Below are 18,406 nucleotides of genomic sequence, written 5' to 3'. Positions count from 1 at the left end.
ATCCCCACCCACGCCTCAACCCGAGGCAACTTACGCACTTATAGCGATGGGAGCATACGCCTGCTGCAAATCAGCGCGGGCCTGGACAAAAGCCGGAGGTGTTTTTGAACAACGCAAAGCATTGACCCGACCAGAGGCGCACTGAGCCTGCACCGGGTAACCTTATGTTGACAGGCGATAGTCTTTCATCCCTGGCAGTAATGCGTTTTTTAGTGACCTAGTTTCGATCTTCTCTGGATGAAATCATCCAGGCTAACCAGTAAAGAATCAGGCCAGCGATAAAGACGAGTAAGGGAGCGATAACGCGCATAATTCCTTCATTCGCAAATATTGCGATAAAAATCCCTATCACTACGGCGCTGATAATAACCGCACCTGATAGCTCAGAAATAACTTTTCTTATGAGTCTAAAGATTTTCGATTGCACCCAGAAATTGCTCCGTTTTCGAAGGATTTTTACGAAGAGTCTCACCAAGCTCAATGTAGTTAGCTAACGGTTCTTCAAAGAGGAAGTAAAGCATTTCAAAATCAAGTATATAAAGCTTTGACCATAATTCATGATTTTGATGCCTCAAACGCCGTGAAGCTGCAGAAGCACGCGAAAGCACTCCCTGCAGAACTATGCCGCCCGCAAGGGTGCCTGTCCATAATCGCAGTGATAACTTCGTTATCACGCTGGCCATCATCCCTCCAACAACTTTTGAACCAAGATAACCTGTGATAGCTAACTGCATGGACTGTCTTGAACCCAGTGAAGCCGCTTCTCCGATGAGTTTATCTGTGATTTTCTTGATGGCTGGATCCGGGAGATAGGCCAGAGAGTCTCTGATAATCATCTCCGCGATCTGCCCCAGAATGGCTCTGTTACGGAAGAGCTTGTTTAAAGCCCGATACATCCTCTCATCCTCACCGAAGTTACGGCGCTGAATGTTTCTGCCGCCATCTGCCAGGTTGAGATCCTGAAAGGTTCTTTCAATACCTAGATAAAAATCCATCGGAAGTGAAGCAATACCATGAGCAACCGATACGGCGAGCGTCTTTGCGTCCATTCATTCTTCTACCGTTTAAGATACCAGTCTGAAAAATATCAGGCGGTGCCGCCTTCCGTAAACGAAAACTTATCTTTTAAGTGCCATTAATATCGATTTAATTGGTCCTGATTTTTCATTCACTCCTATGCCAGGATCAAGAACTGGGATTTGGAAAGGGCATTTTTTAATCACCGTTGCTACGCGACCTCACTAAAGGCGGGAGAGGTAAAAATGCCGGAAATGAGCCGTTCATATCAGCAAAGCATTAAGGAACTTTCAAAGGATGCAGACCGGTTCAGGTCGCAAAAAAAATCCAGGCGATGGGAATATACGCCTGTAGCAAAGCATCGCGGGCCTGGGGGAAAAACGCCGGGAGCGTTTTTGAACAACGCAACGCGTTGGCCCGGCTACGGGCGCACCTCAGGGATGGGATGTATAGTCGCCGCGCTGAGCCTTACCTAAGAGGATATTTTTTGCGTCTTTATAAAAAGTGTATGTTCCCTGAGCCTGCACCGAGTGCATCAACGCAGAAATCCCCCAACCAGCCCTAAACCGGATCCACCTCATTCTCCAGCTTCTGACGCCGCCGCAGATGCGGAAACAATTTCATCCACAACGCCACCACAACCAGTGTACCGATGCCGCCAATCGCCGCCGCCGGGGCGGCACCGAACCAGGCCGCCAGCAACCCGGACTCAAACTCGCCAAGCTGATTTGATGTATTAATAAAAATCGCGTTAACCGCATTCACTCGCCCGCGCATGGTATCTGGCGTATCCAGCTGCACCAGCGCGCCCCGGATTACCATACTGACCATATCAAAGCCACCCAGCGCACAGAGAGCAATCAGCGACAGCCACAATTGCGTGGAAAGCGCGAACACCAATGTGGCAGCGCCAAATCCTGCCACTGAGCCAAACATAATCATCCCGACATGCTTTTCCAGTTTGTGACGGCTCAGCCAGATACCCACCAGCAACGCCCCGACCGACGGCGCGCCACGTAACATCCCCAATCCCCACGGCCCGGTATGCAGAATATCTTTGGCAAAAATCGGCAGCAGTGCCGTCGCCCCGCCCAGTAATACTGCAAACAGATCGAGCGAAATCACCCCAAGCACATCTTTGCGTTCACGAATGAAGTGAATCCCGGCAAAAAGATTCTTCATATTCATCGGCAGGCGGCTCTGAACCGGATGCTCATAACGCAGCAGACTCACCAGCGTCAGTGAAATCAGATAAAACACCCCGGAAACGCCATACACCACATGCGGTCCGGCGACATAAAGTAAACCGCCAATCGTCGGCCCGACAATCACCGCCGCCTGTCCACCCACGGAGTTCATTGCCATGGCGCGCGCCAGGATCGAAGGCGGCACCAGTGACGGCAACATCGAGGACATTGCAGGCCACTCCAGCGCCTTCGCCACCGCAATCATAAATACCAGCCCCCAAAGCGCGGTTTTATCAACGGTCTGGAATAAGGTAAGCACCACTAATGCTACCAGTGCGGCAAATTCCACCAGCTGACCCAACAGCACAATGCGCCGCCGGTCATATTGATCCGCCAGATGACCGGCGGGTAACGCCAGCAACACCGACGGCAGAAATTGCATCAGGCCAATCATCCCTAACGCCATTGCGCTGTTGGTCAGCGCATAGATCTGCCAGCTGATCGCCACCGAGAACATCTGAAAACCAAACGATGAACAGGTACGCGCCAGCCAGAAGGCGACAAATGTCCGATGTCGCCACAGCGACTCTTCAGCCGCGGATGCCATAAATCCCATGTCTTATCCCAAATCAGGTGAGGAAACCCGCGTCGTTGCGCGGTGTTATTGGTGTGGTTTTGACGACGCCGGGTTAACAGACTGGATGAGACCAGGAAGCGTGCGGCTCCAGCCCTGCCTCCCTGCGCAATACCCTGCGTCCCGCTCCGGCAAAGGCATATCAGCCCTATCCTGATTATTACCAGCCTATTTGTCCCTGCTATTGAATATATTGCAGCACATCATCAGACGCCAAAGGAATTATCATCTGTTTGCTACCAGGTTTATTTACTTTCTCAGGTAACAAAAGGATGATTTGGATTAAGCATGTGATCTATATTTATTCACGCGTTTAAAAAAATGCGACTTTTTATATGCTTAATTATCAAAATATCCTTTTTATTGCATTTCATAGAGATAATGAAAAACAGTTTATATAACCCCTATGTTACTGAACCTATCCATCACGTTAAGCGTAATGTCACTGGCATTTGCTATAGCGTGCCTTATCTTCCGCAAAACCAGGACAGCGGCAATATACTTAATACAAACAACATTATTTCATTACACAATCAAATTGCTAATGAAGCAGCATTAATGATTGTTCCGGTTGAAGATATTCGATTACGGGGAATGATCGCGGTTCCTGATGCCTATAAGCATTTACAGAATGACCGCATCCGGATTGGAATTAACTATTCAAGCTTAGCTGCACATAGTGCGTCACTGCTTGAATTAACAAAGAAATTTGATTTCTGGCTTTATGATTTTGCGCCGCCAGGTGCGGACTGGCGACTGCTGGAGTCCTTTCCTTTTTCAGGGATAGTTTTAACCGAATCGTTCTTTAATGATAATTATGAAAAATTTACTTTTCCCTTTTTTATGGCGACATTCCGTGAAAAAGGTGCAGAGGTCATTGTGCGAAGTCATACGCCGCCTTTAACCACTGAGCAGTTTGCTGAGATAAATATCAGCGGCTGGCAACAGCAACGCTCGGACGGCGATCTTATTAGCTGCTGATTCACAAATCCTGCCTTCCGGCGTTAAGGGCACACGGCGGTGCGCTTAACGTCCTTTAATCCCCCATAAAATGTCGTATTACTACAGTTGTTAAGCGGTTTAAGCCAAAAAAATCAAACCTCGATCTAATTTTGCTATAACATTTAACACAAAGGGATCGTCTGTCTTAACGGAAGAGATATTGAAGAACACCCTAATCATTTGTACTTGATAACTGGAAACAGCCTATCTGGTTGTTTTCGTGTGTTTTATGGCAACGAAACGAGGTCGATATTATGGGGAAAAACTCCTCATCTTTTGGCGTAATTCGTTTCCTGACAGTGCTGTTCGCAGTGCTGACGGGCGCGTTTATGCTCATTGGCGGTGGCTGGTTAGCCGCCATTGGTGGTTCCTGGTATTACGTCTTTGGCGGTGTGGTGATGCTGATCACCGCTTATCTGCTTTCCCGTCGTAAAAGCACCGCACTGGTTCTCTATGCGCTGCTGCTGATCGGCACCCTGATCTGGGGTGTGTGGGAAGTCGGTACCGACTTCTGGGCACTGGCACCGCGCACCGATGTGCTGGTGATCTTCGGTGTCTGGCTGATCCTGCCGTTTGTTTATCGCAGCTTCAACGCGGGCAGCAAAGCCGCGTTGGGTACCCTGGCTGTGGCGCTGATTGCCAGTGCCATCGTGCTGGCCTATGCGGTATTCAACGATCCGCAGGTCATTAACGGCTCTGTACCAGAAACCGCTGACAACGCCCCGCAGGCTGCACCGCTGAGCAACATCCCGGATGCTGACTGGCCCGCTTATGCGCGCGATCAGCAGGGAACCCGTTTCTCGCCGCTGAAGCAGATTAACCACCAGAACGTGAAAGAGTTGCAGGTTGCCTGGCAGTTCCAGACTGGCGACATGAAAACCCCTAACGACCCAGGTGAAATCACCGACGAAGTTACCCCAATTAAAATCCGCGACACGCTTTACCTCTGTTCGCCACATCAGATTCTGTTTGCGCTGGATGCGGCTACCGGTAAGCAGAAGTGGAAATTTGATCCGGGCATGAAGGTTAACCCGACCTTCCAGCACGTGACCTGTCGCGGTGTTTCTTACCACGAAGTGCCGGCAGCAGCCGATGCAGCGAACACTCAGCCAGCTCTCTGCTCACGCCGTATCTATCTGCCTGTCAACGATGGTCGTCTGTTTGCGCTGGACGCAGAGACCGGCGAACGCTGCCCGTCATTTGGCGTCAACGGCGAGCTGGATCTGCAACACAAACAGCCTGTTACGACTGCAGGTATGTATGAGCCGACCTCTCCGCCAATCATTACCAACACCACCATCGTGATGGCGGGTGCAGTAACCGATAACTTCTCAACCCGCGAGCCATCAGGCGTCATTCGTGGTTTTGATGTGAATACCGGCAAACTGCTGTGGGTGTTTGATCCCGGCGCGAAAGACCCGAATGCCATTCCGGCTGATGAACACACCTTCACCATGAACTCACCGAATTCATGGGCACCGGCAGTTTACGATCCGAAACTGGATACCGTTTACCTGCCAATGGGCGTGACCACACCGGATATCTGGGGCGGTAACCGTACACCAGAGCAGGAACGCTATGCGAGCAGCGTACTGGCTCTGAACGCCACCACCGGTAAGCTGGTCTGGTCTTATCAGACGGTGCATCACGACCTGTGGGATATGGATCTGCCGTCGCAGCCGACCCTGGCTGACATCACCGATAAAGATGGCAACACCGTACCGGTTGTTTACGCGCCAGCGAAAACCGGCAACATCTTTGTCCTGGATCGCCGCACCGGCAAGCCAGTCGTCCCCGCGCCAGAAACACCGGTGCCACAGGGCGCCGCTAAAGGCGACCACGTTGCCGCCACTCAGCCCTACTCTGAGCTGACCTTCCGTCCGAAACAGAACCTGACGGACAAGGATATGTGGGGCGCGACGATGTTCGACCAGCTGGTGTGCCGCGTGATCTTCAAGCGTCTGCGCTATGAAGGTCCGTTCACTCCGCCATCTGAGCAGGGTACTCTGGTGTTCCCGGGTAACCTCGGTATGTTCGAATGGGGCGGCATCGCAGTCGATCCTCATCGTCAGATCGCGATTGCTAACCCAATGGCGCTGCCGTTTGTCTCTAAGCTGGTTCCACGCGGCCCGGGCAATCCGATTGAGCCGCCGAAAGGCGCTGAGGGAGGTTCAGGTACGGAAACCGGTATTCAGCCACAGTATGGCGTGCCGTATGGCGTTGAGCTGAATCCGTTCCTGTCACCGTTTGGTCTGCCATGTAAACAGCCTGCCTGGGGTTATATCTCCGCGGTGGATCTGAAGACCAACGATGTGGTGTGGAAACAGCGTATCGGTACCGTTCGCGATAGCGCACCGGTTCCACTGCCGTTCAAAATGGGTATGCCGATGCTGGGTGGTCCTATCACCACCGCGGGCAAGGTATTCTTCATTGGTGCGACCGCAGATAACTACCTGCGTGCTTTCAGCACCGATACCGGCGAGCTGTTGTGGCAGGCACGTCTGCCAGCGGGCGGCCAGGCGACGCCAATGACCTATGAAGTAGATGGCAAGCAGTACGTTGTCATTGCGGCAGGTGGTCACGGCTCGTTTGGCACTAAGCTGGGCGATTATGTCATTGCCTACGCGCTGCCAGACCAGAAGTAATTCACGCAGTTGTGAATAAACTAAGGCGGACTCCGGTCCGCCTTTTTTGATCGCGCTATTTTTTCATTTCGCGCCAGTTCAGCCAGGCACAAAACAGCATCACCGCGCACGTTGCCAGAAACACAGGTCGCATCCCGAACGCACCGCCCACCAGTCCACCGAACAGCGGGCCGCTGACCTGACCGATATATTGTGCTGAGGTCGAATATCCCAGCATCCGCCCTACCTGTGAGGTTGGCACGTTATGACGAATAATCGCCGTGATACAGGGCACCAATCCGCCCAACGCCATCCCCATCAGAAAGCGCAGCAGCACCAGTTGCCAGGCCGCCTTGATAAACGCCTGCGGAATCAGCAGCAGTCCGCTCATCAGTAATCCGCCGGTCAGCACACGCCAGTGCCCCACCCGATCGGCCAGACGCCCCAGTCGTGGCCCGGCAAGCACAGTGCCCAGCGCTGCTGCGGACATCACCAGCCCGGATATCAGGGTGATCTGATGGTTACCCTGCATAAACTCGCCCACGTAAAGCGTGATAATCGGCTCAATCGACATGCTGGCGAAGATCAGTAACATGCCCGAGAGCCACATCAGCCGCACCAGTCTGTGATTAACAGGCGGGTCTGCAGGCTGCTGTTGCTGGCTTGTGCGTGACATCGCGGCAGCACGGGGTTGTTCTTTAAGTAAAAAGGTCGTGGCGAGGAAGGCGAGAAAAATCACTGCGCCGGTCAGCCAGAACGTCTGGCGAATACCGATCAGCGGCGGTAACACTCCTCCCAGCAGCGGCCCGACCACGTTGCCTGCCATAATGCCGGAGGACAATACGCCCAGCGCCCAGCCGGTCTGCGCTTTTGGCGTCTGCGCCGCCACCAGAATGGTCGATCCCGACGCGTAGCCGCCCAGCAGCCCCGCCAGCAGACGCAGCGCCACCAGCTGCCAGGGCGCGGTCGCCATGCCAATCAGCGACATCGCAATCGCCATCCCGAGACTGGCCCGGATCAGCATCAGCTTACGACCATAGCGATCAGCCAGCCTGCCCCACAGCGGCGCAGTCAGCGCGGCGCTGAAAAAGGTCGCGCCGTAGGCCAGACCTGACCAGCGCGCGATGGCGGCAGGCTGCTCAACACCGAGTTGCTGAACATAGAGCGGCAGAAACGGCAGCAGCAATGTCATCGCTACGATAGTGGTAAAAGAGCCGACGACGCAGACCGCTAAGTTACGTCGCCAGTGCTGAAACGCTGCCGTTTCGGGTGACTGTTGCATGAGGTTATCCATTGAATGATCAGGGATACAGGCTAACCGGAGCAGCGGAGTAACAACAGTCGCGGTGGAATAGTTACTCTGTGGCACTGATTGTTGTCAGCACGCAACAATCAGCCCGTATTCAGCGCCGCAACCAGGGCATCGCACAGCAGCGTCACCGGCGACGCCGGTTCAGGCGTGTCGTGCAGCAGCAGATAGCTTTGCAGTCGATCCATCTGCCACTCCGGCAGGAGTTGCTGAATATCTCCACGCGCCACCGCCTCCTGCGCCATGTAGGAGGGCAGATAGGCGATGCCACTTCCCGCCAGGGCCGCATTAAGCAGCGCCATGCTGTTGTTGGCCCGGAACCGACTGCGCACGTCCAGCGCCAGACGCTGTTTATCACGGCGAAACGGCAGCGCGGCGGTGTGTGCCGGACCATGAAACATCAGCAGGTCGTGGCGCGGCAGCATCTCAGGATGGGTGATGGCAGCTCGCTGCGTCAGGTAGGCGGGCGCGGCATAGAGCCCCCACTCGATATCACTCAGTACCCGAAAATTGCCCTGCTGCGGCGAGCGGGATCGGATCACAATCGCCAGATCCACCTGATCGTCCAGCCGATCGTGATTGCGGTCGGTCAGATCGAGATCGACGTTGATATACAGGTGGCGGTGCAGAAAACGATTCAGAACGGGAACCACACACTGGCAGCCGAACGTGACGGGCGCCTGTAGCCGGATTTGGCCTGTGGGCTGCTGATGCAGCTGCTGCACGAACGCTTCTGCGCGCTGGACTTCAGCCAGCATCCGCACACAGTAGGGATAGTACGCCTGCCCCTGCTCAGTCAGTGCCAGCCGCCGGGTGGTACGCTGCAGAAGCCGGATACCGAGCCGCAACTCCAGACGAGCGATCTCCCGGCTGACATGGGATTTGGACCAGCCGAGTGCGCGAGCGGCCTCACTGAAACTCTGTAATTCCACAACCCGGGCAAACACCAGCATGGCGGTTAAATTCGCGCCGTTTTCCATGTTTCCCGACTCCGACAGTAAAGAGATGCTGGCAACAAACTATCACGTTCGGGCGGGGCGAAGTAAAGGAGGATCGTATGGGCCGACCTTCCCCTCTGTATGCTGTGACGGGAAGGTCTTATCAGGCATCAGCTGGCCATCGCCAGCGGGAACAGCAGCCGATCCGGCTCGACGCGACGCTGACGCCGCAACTGGCCAGGCGTCACCATAAAGTAGTTTTTAAAGGTACGGGTGTAGGCCTGCTGAGTATCGAAACCGTAGTTCATCGCCACCTGCAGTATCGCTTCGTTGCTGCTCAGCAACGTGAGCGCAGACTCGGTTAAGCGACGCTGACGGATATATTCTGCCAGTGAAAAGCCGGTGTGCTGGCGGAACAGGCGTTGAAGATGCCAGCGCGAATAGCCCGAGCGGCGCGCCACCTCATCCAGATGCAGATCGTGTCCTAAGTTGTTCTCAATCCAGTCCAGCAAACTCCGAATAAACTCGCGCTGATTCATGGTTTCTCCTGTTGATGCTGATGTGCAGTGGAGTCACTCTACCCGCTAAAATTTATCCCTTAATTAGCAGAAAATTAGCGCAGAATTAGCAAGGGCTGAAACCGGGACGGAATGGCGCGGCCAGCGGGGCTTTGGGGGTGGTCTTTAGTGAGATTACTGTTGAAAAAAGAGGTGAGATGTTTAAAAAATTAGTCAGTCGGGAGCTTTTTTTGTGTGGGATGTGATGTGGTGATGAGTTCCTGGTAGCATCTAAAATTTACGTTATCAATAAATCTCTGCCCCACACACAGATCCTCTATTTCTGAGCAAATCCTGTCAAAGTATCGCTGTTGAACCATTTATAGTTCCAGAGGAAATTTATTAGCCTCCTGCTCTACTGATTTTGTTAAATAATCACAGGGGCCGAAGCCCCTGCAGATTTAATATCCACGCTTAAGTTTTTTTACTGCTGCCAGATGTACTGAAAAACCTTGAACACAAAGAAATGGCAGCTTTAACAAACGTAGTTAATGTAGCGATTGTAACCACCATTTTTGATGCTTTTTCTGGCATAGTATACCAGCCTGTATAGGAGACGCCTGCGCCACTCAAAAACATTGCGCCTACTAATATGCTGATTAGTATAGATAGATAGCAGACTATTTTTTGCATAAGACCCTCAGCTGTCATTAGTCGTGGAGACTAACTTCACCAGGTACATTGCCCACCAAAACTATTCCCAGCATTGCTGTTTCCAGAATTATTAAAACATGAACCAATACCACCACCAATGGCACTTGCCACAGCTGAGCCCGGACCACCTGCTGAACCAGCAATCATCCCGCCCAGAATACCATTGAGGCAGCCCGCAATTTCAGGATGAGCAGCCACGACCTGTACTACGCCATTACTCGGTCCAGATAGATTACTGGAACCACCCGACTTACTACCATGCTGGCTAGCATGAGAAGACGCTCCGGCATAAGCAGGGTCATATGCACCGCTTGCACCAGCAACTAAAAGCAATTGATTATTTTCTAACATTTTCATTTAACAAACTCCTTCTGTATTTTTATTTATTGATAGCAATCCCTATTGCCATCACTTTTATATCAATTGCGTTCTTCATGAGCAAATAGTTATTATCCTTGTTGAAATTTATAAAAAAGCACTCATATCAAACATATTGACAGAAAAAATATCCTTGTGAGATTTTTTACGTCTTTTAGGGTTAATAAAATTTTAATATTTACGTAATTTTGTGACATTAAGCACAATTCATTCCCAGAGTTAATTTTCATTGCATAATATTAACATTTCCTGCTCATTCTTTAATTAGCGAAACTAAAGCCTCTATCGAGTAACAATTATTTTTAACAGGTATTATTAATATAATGATGTAGTTACATAATTCCTGCAGATTCAGGATAGGGTTTACTGAATCCTCAAGGCTTCAACATTTTCACCCTTAAGTCAGTAGTTTTATTCTCGTTTAATTTGAAAAATGCGGGTAGGGTTCTGATGAAGCACTGTAGATGCAGTCATCGCCGCCTCAGTGCGAAGTATGAAGGCGGATAATTCTGGCCTAACAATTGGTGAGTAAACTCTCTCTTATCTTATGAAGGAGATCAGCCATGCGCGTGTTACTGGTTGAAGATGATGAAATGATCGGCGCGAACCTGCAGCAGGCACTGCAGGGCGCGGGCTGGTCTGTGGATTGGGTACGTGATGGCGTCTATGCCCAGAATGCATGGAGCGAGGGCGGCTACAGTTGCGTGCTGCTCGATCTCGGCTTACCGCGCGATGATGGCCTGCAGGTTCTCCGCCGGGCACGCGGGCGCGGCGACGCCACGCCGGTGCTGATTCTGACCGCACGCGACACGGTGGCGCAGCGTATTCAGGGACTCGACAGCGGCGCGGACGATTACCTGCTTAAACCGTTCGATTTACAGGAAGTGATGGCCCGGATGCGCGCCATCACCCGACGCAGCCACGGCGCGGCAGATTCCGTGCTGGGCAGCGGTGATGTGCAGCTGGATATGATGACACGCGAAGTGCTCTACAAAGGCCAGCGCGAGCAGCTTACGGCGCGCGAATATGCCCTGCTCTACGCCCTGCTGGAGCGGCCAGGCGCGATTCTGTCACGCGAGCAGCTGGAAAACCGCATCTATGGCTGGGGCGATGAAGTCAGCAGCAACGCGGTGGATGTGCTGATCCACGGCATGCGCCGCAAGCTGGATAACGACGTGATCCGCAACGTACGCGGGCTGGGCTGGCGGGTGCCGGCAATATGAAACCTTTTCGCTTTATGCGCTCACTGCGCAACAAATTACTCTCTACGCTGCTGATTATTCATCTGCTGATGATCGGCGGTGTCACCTGGTATTTCTTCAGTTGCTACGGCGATATGGTCGGCACCATGAAGGACGATCAGCTGGCGAAAATCGCGGATGCCTGGTCCACCAATAAACAGATGCCCGCCCTGATGCCCATGCTCATTGCACCTGACAAGGCGAAAAGCGCTTTTGTGGTTCAGCTTTGGGACGATCGGGGTCAGTTGCGGGCCAGCTCATGGCCGGAACTTCAGGCCCCGTTGCAAAACCAGCGTGGCTATCGCGACGTGCATATCGGTCAGTGCGACGACTGTGAATGGCGCATTTACACCCGGCCCGGCTTGCCTGGCAGTGAGATTAAAACCATTCAGGTGATGCACAACCTCAGCTATATGAAGGCGTTGATGGTCAAGCGGGCACTGTCGGCGATCATTCCATTGATCCTGATGATGCCGCTGTCGCTACTGGTGATCTGGCTGGTGGTGCGCAAGATCACCCGGGATCTGCAGGTCGCTTCGCGCCAGATCGCGGCGCAGGAGACGCATCATCCACACAATGTCTCACCGGAGGGTTTGCCGGATGAGATCCTGCCGCTGGTGGCCGCCTACAACTCGCTGCTGAGTAAGCTGCGGGAAGCCTGGTCGTCACAGCGTCAGTTCCTGGAAGATGCCGCGCATGAGTTGCGCACGCCGGTAACGGCGGTGACGTTGCAGCTGGAAAACCTGCGTCAGCATATTCAGCCGGGTGAAGCGAGCCGGCAGTTCAGCCAGCTGGAAGCGGGCGTCACCCGTACCCGACATCTGGTCACGCAGTTACTCAATGTTTCACGCCAGGATGACCAGAGCGTAGTCGCCAGCGTTGAGCATATTGACCTGGAAGATCTGCTGAAAGAGAGCATTGAGCAGCTGATGGTGGTGGCAGATAAACGCGGCATCGATATCGGTTTTAATGGCTCTACACAGTATCGTCTGCAGGCCAGCCGTTCCGAGCTGCGAAGTCTGTTCGACAACCTGATTGGTAACGCCATGTTGCACACGCCGGAAGGCAGCCTGGTCGATGTGCTATTGCATCGGGTAGCCGATAAAACAGTGGTTGATATCGTTGATAACGGGCCAGGCATGCCGGAATCCTTTATCGAACGCGCCTTTGATCGTTTTACCCGTTCGCCTGACGTTAAGGCCCAGGGCAGTGGGCTGGGATTATCTATTGTGCGTAACGTCGCACAGAAACATCAGATTCACGTCGCCCTTTCCAATTGCCTGACGCCACAGGGTGCCATTTGTGGTTTGCAGGTTCGCGTCACACTTCCCTGATCCCGCCCGTTTGATCACGAACCAGACAACGTAAACGGTTGCCTGGTTCCGTTCGATCCACGCCCTTATTGTGAAGCTCATCACATTTTAGCTGAATTGTAATGCAACACTTTTTGACAAACGTGAGCAAAATCTATTTTCTATCGATCTGTTACAGGCACGCTACGCGGGCTGAAGAACGGGCTGTTATTTGCTGTGAAACCCTCATTCCCATCAAGGGACCGATTTCTCTCTGACTGCGTCTGCTGTGCGGCGGTCAAAAGCATGTGGCTGATAATAATGAAATTTAAAACGTTGATAGCAGGTGCCGTGCTGGCATGTTCATTGAGTGGTGCTGCGCAGGCCGCTGAAAGCGATCCGCAGTATGTCTCCGACTGGTGGCATCAGAGCGTTAACGTGGTAGGCAGCTATCACACGCGTTTCGGACCGCAGTTTAACAACGACGTTTATCTGGAATATGAAGCGTTTGCGAAGAAGGACTGGTTCGATTTTTATGGCTACCTCGACCTGACCAACTTCTTCGGCGCAGGCAACAGCAACGCCAACGGTATTTTTGATCACGGTTCACCGATGTTTATGGAAATTGAACCGCGCTTCTCTATCGACAAACTGACCGGCACCAGCCTGGCCTTCGGCCCATTCAAAGAGTGGTATTTCGCCAACAACTACATCTACGACATGGGCCGCAACAGCGACAACCGCCAGAACACCTGGTACATGGGTCTGGGCACCGATATCGATACGCACAGTGATGTCGGCCTGTCGCTTAACGTCTACGCAAAATATCAGTGGGAAAACTACGGTGCGGCGAACGAAAACAGCTGGGACGGCTATCGCTTCAAGGTGAAATACTTCGTGCCAATTACCACGCTGTGGGGCGGTAATCTGGGCTATGTGGGCTTCACTAACTTTGACTGGGGTTCTGATCTCCGCGATAAAGGCGGTTCATCACGTACCAGCAACTCTATTGCCTCCAGCCATATTCTGTCACTGGGTTACGATCACTGGCACTTCTCTGCGGTAGCGCGTTACTTCCACAATGGCGGACAGTGGGCGGACGGTCAGGAGCTGAACTTCGGCAGAGGGCCGTTTGAAGTGAAATCAACTGGGTGGGGTTATTACCTGGTGGCGGGTTATAATTTCTGATCACGCGCGGCGGCCTGAATAGCCGCCGCTGATTAAAACGGGTCGTTGAAATGGCGCCGCACAGTGCGACGCCGACTGACCCGATTATTCCTGCGGCTTCTCTACATTGATGCGCCATGGAATGTTGAATTTATCAATGAACATCGCGAATCCGTTCGACCAGAACGTCTCCTGCCACTCCGTTGTCACCTTGCCGCCTGCCGACAATTTCTCAAACCAGGCTTTACCCTTTTCAACATCATTGGTGGAAAGGCTGACCGCGTAACCCGCATGTTCAGACGCGGGTGGCTTCTCGGTATTGCCATCACTGAGCATCAGCTCACCGTCACCAATACGCAGTTGCGCATGCATGATCTTTTCTGGTGGTTGCGGCGCGGCAGACTGATCGCCGACCTGCTCACCCTGATCCGGCATATCACCGAATTTCATTTTAGAGAGCAACTCTCCCCCAGTCGCCTGCAGGTAAAAGTCGATAGCCTCTTCGCAACGGCCATAGAGAAACAGATAAGGACTGACTTGCATCGTAACCTCTATTTGTCGGGTGGATTTATTACAGCACCTTAAGAGTGTAGACGATCGACTTTACTCACTGATTTTACTGGCAATAACGGCGAAAAAGTTGTGCCATATAACTGCTCATTGGGGTCAGCGTCGTGTCTTTGCGCTGAATCAGATAGAAGATTGCTTTCGGCAAGGGGTCGTCGAGTGCCAGCGCCACCAGCGATCGGCCCAGAATCGGATCGTCAATCACGTCAACCGACAGAATACTGATGAAATCGCTTTGCGCCACCAGGCTGGTGCAGGCCATAAAGGTTTCACAGGTCACCACGATTTTGGGTGCCATGCCACGCTCGCCAAACAGATCATGCAGCAAACGGTAATAACTGCCTTTCGGGGTTGGCATTGTCCAGTCCGCCTGCTGTAAGGCTGCCAGAGTACGGGCCTTTTCCAGCGGATGGCCTTTGCGCACCACCACTTTGTACTCGCGCTCCATCATCCGCTCATACATCAGCTCCTGATCGAGATGGCTCTGATCGTAGGTATTGATGGTGAAATCGAGCGCCCCCTGACGCAGTTCATGCACCATTGACACCAGCTGGCCTTCAACGATGCGCACCTTCACCAGCGGGTATTCCCGATGAAACTGGTTTATCACCTGAGGCATGATAGTGCGCGCCACGCTGCCCCCCACTCCGATGTTCACCTGACCGCCACCCAGCCCCAGCCGCTGCTGGATATCCTCCTCAGCAACCCGCAGCTCCGCCAGCACCAGACTGGCATGACGAAAAAAGTTATCACCGATATCAGTCAGTACTACGCCCTGCTGACGGCGGATAAACAGCTTTGCCCCCAGCTCGCGCTCCAGTTCCTGTATCGCTTTGGTTAACGCCGGTTGCGACAGCCCGGAAAGACGGCTTGCCGCCCGGATACTCCCCTGTCGCGCCACGTCAACGAAGGCGCGCAGCTGATGAAGTTTGAGATTGGCAGACATAATTTTGCGATAACCGTTGTTTATCAGTCACAAGATATTCGCATCTTATGCCGCCCAACACCATTGTGTAGATTCGACGCAGTGCATAAAAAATCAACAACGAGGAGAAAGCCGATGAAACCCCTTTCAGACCACGTGAGCGCCCTGCTGCCACAGCTGCAACAGTGGCGTCGCGACTTCCATCACTACGCCGAATCGGGCTGGCTGGAGTTCCGCACCGCGACATTAGTTGCTGAAGAACTGAATAAACTCGGTTATCAACTGAAACTGGGCCGTGAGGTGATCGATGCCGACGCGCGGATGGGCTTACCCGACGAAGCCGTACTGAAGCAGCAGGAGGCGCGCGCATTGCAACAGGGCGCACTACCGCAGTGGATCAGCCACTTCTCCGGCGGATTCTGCGGCATCGTGGCAACGCTTGAGACCGGCCGTCCGGGTCCCGTGATGGGCTTCCGCGTCGATATGGATGCACTGGATCTCAATGAAAGCCAGGCCGACGATCACCTGCCGCAGCGTGAAGGGTTCACCTCCTGCAACGCCGGCATGATGCACGCCTGCGGACATGATGGTCACACCACCATCGGGCTGGGCCTCGCCACGGTGCTGATGGCGATGCAGGATCAGCTCAGCGGCACAATTAAACTGATCTTCCAGCCTGCAGAAGAAGGGGTACGCGGCGCAAAAGCGATGGTCGCAGCGGGCGTGGTCGATGACGTTGAGCGTTTCACCGCGATTCACATCGGCACCGGCGTGCCCGCCGGCGAAGTGGTATGCGGCAGCGACAGCTTCCTGGCTACCACCAAGCTGGATGTCCACTTCACCGGCGTCGGTGCCCATGCGGGCGGGCGCCCTGAAGAGGGCCGCAACGCCCTGCTGGCCGCCGCGCAGGCGACACTGGCGCTGCATGGTTTAACCCAGCACAGCGGCGGCGTAGCGCGGGTTAACGTGGGCGTGCTGCAGGCGGGAACCGGCCGCAACGTGGTGGCTGACTGCGCCCTGCTGAAAGTCGAAACCCGGGGCGTGACCAATCAGGTTAACGACGATATTTATCAACAGGCGCTGCGGGTCATTGCAGGTGCAGCAGCGATGTATGGCGTTGAGCAGCAGGTTTCGCTAATGGGGGCTGCACGCAGCTGTACGCCGACGCAGCCGTGGGTCGACTTCATCCACCAGCAGGCGGACGCACTGGGCATTTTCGATTCTGTAGTCGACCGAAAAACGCAGGCGGCAGGTTCGGAAGATGCGACCTACATGATGGAGCGGGTAAAGCAGCGCGGCGGTCAGGCGTCTTATGTCATTTTTGGCTGTGAACTGGCAGCGGGTCACCACAATGCGAAATTCGACTTTGATGAGCGGGTCATGCCAGACGCCATCACGCTGCTGGCAACGCTGGCGCTGAATCAGGCGCAGTTCGGGGGATCACGATGATGGAAGCGTTTATTGCCGATTATATTGATCGCCATCAGCTCCGCTTCAGCACGCTCAGCGACGCCATCTGGGACACGCCTGAAACCCGCTTCGCCGAGATCCGTTCCTCTGCTCTGCTGGCCGATGCGCTGGAAAGAGAAGGATTCACAGTGGAACGTGGTGTGGGTGGCATCGACACCGCCTTTATCGCCAGCGCGGGCAGCGGCAAGCCCGTCATTGCCCTCCTCGGCGAGTTCGATGCGCTGGCCGGTCTGAGCCAGCAGTCGGGTTGCGCCCGGCCGCAGCCGCTGGAGGCTAACGGCAACGGACATGGCTGCGGCCACAACCTGCTCGGGACAGCAGGTGTTGCCGCGGCCTGCGCCGTGAAAGCCTGGATGGAACAGCATCACACGGGCGGCACGGTTCGCTTTTACGGCTGCCCCGGTGAAGAAGGCGGCTCGGGCAAAACCTTTATGGTGCGCGAAGGGCTGTTTGACGACGTCGATGCCGCCGTGACCTGGCATCCGGAAGGTTTCAGCGGCATGTTTAACCTGCGCACGCTTGCCAATATTCAGGCAGCCTTCAGCTTTAAAGGCGTCGCCGCTCATGCCGCCAACTCACCCCATCTGGGCCGCAGCGCGCTGGATGCCGTCACACTGATGAATACAGGGGCTAATTTTCTACGCGAGCATATCGTGCAGGAAGCGCGTCTGCACTACGCCATCACCAACAGCGGCGGCGTATCACCCAATGTGGTGCAGGCCGATGCGGAAGTGCTCTACCTGATCCGCGCACCGGAACTGCCCCAGGCGCAGGCGATCTACGAACGGGTGATCAATATCGCAAGAGGTGCTGCACTGATGACCGACACCACGCTGACCGTGCGTTTTGACAAAGCCTGTTCAGACTACGTGCCTAATCGCGCACTTGAAGCGGTCATGGAGCGCTATTTGCATCAGTTTGGTTTGCCCGACTACAGCGACGAAGAGCGCGCGTTTGCGGCTGAACTGCGTGCCACCCTGACCGATGACGATCTGCGCAACGCCCGGCTCAATGCCGCCCGTACGGGTGGCGAAGCCGGTCACGCCTGGGCTGAGCAACTGGGCGATAAGCTCTTTATGGATGAGGTCGCGCCCTATGCGGTCACGCGTGAGCTGCTTTATGGCTCCACCGATGTCGGCGATGTCAGCTGGGTGACGCCGACGGCACAGTGCTTTGCGCCCTGCTTTACCTTCGGTACGCCGCTGCACACCTGGCAACTGGTGGCGCAGGGCCGCACCACTATCGGGCATAAAGGGATGTTTCTGGCGGGCAAAGTGATGGCGGCCACGGTGTTAACACTGTTAACGGATCCGCAGGCGCTGGCTGGCTGCCGGGCTGAGTTTGAACGGGTACGCGCGACGCAGCCTTATATCTGCCCGATCCCGGCGGGGATCACACCAACAAAACTGGCCGGATGAGCCAATGGCCGTGTTTCTGATGCGGA

Annotated in this window: 15 protein-coding genes; 7 read left to right on the top strand and 8 right to left on the bottom strand. The window is 54.2% G+C overall.

Annotated features, from left to right (window positions below; genetic code table 11):
• Positions 1-407 precede the first annotated feature (407 nt).
• Positions 408-1,049 carry a hypothetical protein gene (locus tag HZZ01_RS10855; RefSeq protein WP_179897294.1) on the bottom strand — a complete coding sequence of 214 codons (642 nt, stop codon included), beginning with the start codon at positions 1,047-1,049 and terminating at the stop codon, positions 408-410.
• A gap of 529 nt (positions 1,050-1,578) precedes the next feature.
• The gene (locus HZZ01_RS10850) at positions 1,579-2,820 is read right to left on the bottom strand and encodes an MFS transporter (RefSeq protein WP_179897291.1); all 1,242 of its coding nucleotides are present in this window, start codon (positions 2,818-2,820) and stop codon (positions 1,579-1,581) included.
• Positions 2,821-3,219: 399 nt separating this feature from the next.
• On the opposite strand from HZZ01_RS10850, the gene HZZ01_RS10845 reads away from it, so the two are divergent.
• Together HZZ01_RS10845 and HZZ01_RS10840 are read left to right on the top strand one after the other, a co-directional pair.
• A complete protein-coding gene (locus HZZ01_RS10845) occupies positions 3,220-3,819 on the top strand; it encodes a hypothetical protein (RefSeq protein WP_255434204.1) in 600 nt (199 codons plus the stop codon).
• A gap of 275 nt (positions 3,820-4,094) precedes the next feature.
• On the top strand, positions 4,095-6,485 hold the full coding sequence (locus HZZ01_RS10840) for a glucose/quinate/shikimate family membrane-bound PQQ-dependent dehydrogenase (protein WP_179897287.1): 2,391 nt from the start codon (positions 4,095-4,097) through the stop codon (positions 6,483-6,485).
• 55 nt (positions 6,486-6,540) lie between these two features.
• On the opposite strand, the gene HZZ01_RS10835 is transcribed toward HZZ01_RS10840, so the two are convergent.
• The 4 genes from HZZ01_RS10835 to HZZ01_RS10820 all read right to left on the bottom strand — a co-directional run bounded on the left by HZZ01_RS10835 (position 6,541) and on the right by HZZ01_RS10820 (position 10,279).
• The gene (locus HZZ01_RS10835) at positions 6,541-7,746 is read right to left on the bottom strand and encodes an MFS transporter (protein WP_179897285.1); all 1,206 of its coding nucleotides are present in this window, start codon (positions 7,744-7,746) and stop codon (positions 6,541-6,543) included.
• A 110-nt stretch (positions 7,747-7,856) separates the two neighbouring features.
• Positions 7,857-8,753, bottom strand: a complete 897-nt coding sequence (locus HZZ01_RS10830) for a LysR family transcriptional regulator (protein ID WP_179897283.1) — start codon at positions 8,751-8,753, stop codon at positions 7,857-7,859.
• A 128-nt stretch (positions 8,754-8,881) separates the two neighbouring features.
• Positions 8,882-9,250, bottom strand: coding sequence for a helix-turn-helix domain-containing protein (locus tag HZZ01_RS10825; RefSeq protein WP_009092546.1), 369 nt, complete (start codon positions 9,248-9,250; stop codon positions 8,882-8,884).
• Between the two features lie 687 nt (positions 9,251-9,937).
• On the bottom strand, positions 9,938-10,279 hold the full coding sequence (locus HZZ01_RS10820; RefSeq protein WP_179897281.1) for a hypothetical protein: 342 nt from the start codon (positions 10,277-10,279) through the stop codon (positions 9,938-9,940).
• A gap of 584 nt (positions 10,280-10,863) precedes the next feature.
• On the opposite strand from HZZ01_RS10820, the gene HZZ01_RS10815 reads away from it, so the two are divergent.
• The 3 genes from HZZ01_RS10815 (at position 10,864) to HZZ01_RS10805 (ending at position 14,021) form a co-directional block, all read left to right on the top strand.
• Positions 10,864-11,523: a response regulator gene (locus HZZ01_RS10815; protein ID WP_003855687.1), complete on the top strand. Its 660-nt coding sequence runs from the start codon at positions 10,864-10,866 to the stop codon at positions 11,521-11,523.
• Entirely contained in the window at positions 11,520-12,875 is a 1,356-nt protein-coding gene (locus tag HZZ01_RS10810) for a HAMP domain-containing sensor histidine kinase (RefSeq protein WP_179897279.1), read from the top strand. The genes HZZ01_RS10815 and HZZ01_RS10810 overlap by 4 nt, the downstream gene beginning before the upstream one ends.
• Positions 12,876-13,154: 279 nt before the next feature.
• Positions 13,155-14,021, top strand: a complete 867-nt coding sequence (locus HZZ01_RS10805; protein ID WP_179897277.1) for a nucleoside-specific channel-forming protein Tsx — start codon at positions 13,155-13,157, stop codon at positions 14,019-14,021.
• An 84-nt stretch (positions 14,022-14,105) separates the two neighbouring features.
• On the opposite strand, the gene yjdN is transcribed toward HZZ01_RS10805, so the two are convergent.
• Both yjdN and HZZ01_RS10795 read right to left on the bottom strand, forming a co-directional pair.
• Complete coding sequence (gene yjdN, locus HZZ01_RS10800) at positions 14,106-14,543, bottom strand: VOC family metalloprotein YjdN (RefSeq protein WP_179897275.1); 438 nt, start codon at positions 14,541-14,543, stop codon at positions 14,106-14,108.
• A 73-nt stretch (positions 14,544-14,616) separates the two neighbouring features.
• Positions 14,617-15,513 (bottom strand): LysR family transcriptional regulator, encoded by an 897-nt coding sequence (locus HZZ01_RS10795; RefSeq protein WP_179897274.1) that lies wholly within the window; start codon positions 15,511-15,513, stop codon positions 14,617-14,619.
• Positions 15,514-15,627: 114 nt separating this feature from the next.
• Here HZZ01_RS10795 and HZZ01_RS10790 point away from each other — a divergent pair, with 114 nt between their 5' ends.
• Both HZZ01_RS10790 and HZZ01_RS10785 read left to right on the top strand, forming a co-directional pair.
• Complete coding sequence (locus HZZ01_RS10790; RefSeq protein ID WP_179897272.1) at positions 15,628-16,941, top strand: amidohydrolase; 1,314 nt, start codon at positions 15,628-15,630, stop codon at positions 16,939-16,941.
• A complete protein-coding gene (locus HZZ01_RS10785) occupies positions 16,938-18,380 on the top strand; it encodes a M20 family metallopeptidase (RefSeq protein WP_179897270.1) in 1,443 nt (480 codons plus the stop codon). Before HZZ01_RS10790 ends, HZZ01_RS10785 begins: the two co-directional genes overlap by 4 nt.
• Positions 18,381-18,406 lie beyond the last annotated feature (26 nt).

The sequence above is a fragment of the Pantoea sp. WMus005 genome, assembly GCF_013415305.1.
GTDB classification, from domain to species: Bacteria; Pseudomonadota; Gammaproteobacteria; order Enterobacterales; family Enterobacteriaceae; genus Pantoea; species Pantoea rara.
This window is presented reverse-complemented; position numbering and strand designations above follow the sequence as displayed.

What these genes read in the sequence shown, in the direction of transcription:
- HZZ01_RS10855 (WP_179897294.1), bottom strand. Translation starts at nt 1,049, where the DNA reads ATGGACGCAAAGACGCTCGCCGTATCGGTTGCTCATGGTATTGCTTCA.
- HZZ01_RS10850 (WP_179897291.1), bottom strand. Translation starts at nt 2,820, where the DNA reads ATGGGATTTATGGCATCCGCGGCTGAAGAGTCGCTGTGGCGACATCGG.
- HZZ01_RS10845 (WP_255434204.1), top strand. Translation starts at nt 3,220, where the DNA reads ATGAAAAACAGTTTATATAACCCCTATGTTACTGAACCTATCCATCAC.
- HZZ01_RS10840 (WP_179897287.1), top strand. Translation starts at nt 4,095, where the DNA reads ATGGGGAAAAACTCCTCATCTTTTGGCGTAATTCGTTTCCTGACAGTG.
- HZZ01_RS10835 (WP_179897285.1), bottom strand. Translation starts at nt 7,746, where the DNA reads ATGCAACAGTCACCCGAAACGGCAGCGTTTCAGCACTGGCGACGTAAC.
- HZZ01_RS10830 (WP_179897283.1), bottom strand. Translation starts at nt 8,753, where the DNA reads ATGGAAAACGGCGCGAATTTAACCGCCATGCTGGTGTTTGCCCGGGTT.
- HZZ01_RS10825 (WP_009092546.1), bottom strand. Translation starts at nt 9,250, where the DNA reads ATGAATCAGCGCGAGTTTATTCGGAGTTTGCTGGACTGGATTGAGAAC.
- HZZ01_RS10820 (WP_179897281.1), bottom strand. Translation starts at nt 10,279, where the DNA reads ATGAAAATGTTAGAAAATAATCAATTGCTTTTAGTTGCTGGTGCAAGC.
- HZZ01_RS10815 (WP_003855687.1), top strand. Translation starts at nt 10,864, where the DNA reads ATGCGCGTGTTACTGGTTGAAGATGATGAAATGATCGGCGCGAACCTG.
- HZZ01_RS10810 (WP_179897279.1), top strand. Translation starts at nt 11,520, where the DNA reads ATGAAACCTTTTCGCTTTATGCGCTCACTGCGCAACAAATTACTCTCT.
- HZZ01_RS10805 (WP_179897277.1), top strand. Translation starts at nt 13,155, where the DNA reads ATGAAATTTAAAACGTTGATAGCAGGTGCCGTGCTGGCATGTTCATTG.
- yjdN (WP_179897275.1), bottom strand. Translation starts at nt 14,543, where the DNA reads ATGCAAGTCAGTCCTTATCTGTTTCTCTATGGCCGTTGCGAAGAGGCT.
- HZZ01_RS10795 (WP_179897274.1), bottom strand. Translation starts at nt 15,513, where the DNA reads ATGTCTGCCAATCTCAAACTTCATCAGCTGCGCGCCTTCGTTGACGTG.
- HZZ01_RS10790 (WP_179897272.1), top strand. Translation starts at nt 15,628, where the DNA reads ATGAAACCCCTTTCAGACCACGTGAGCGCCCTGCTGCCACAGCTGCAA.
- HZZ01_RS10785 (WP_179897270.1), top strand. Translation starts at nt 16,938, where the DNA reads ATGATGGAAGCGTTTATTGCCGATTATATTGATCGCCATCAGCTCCGC.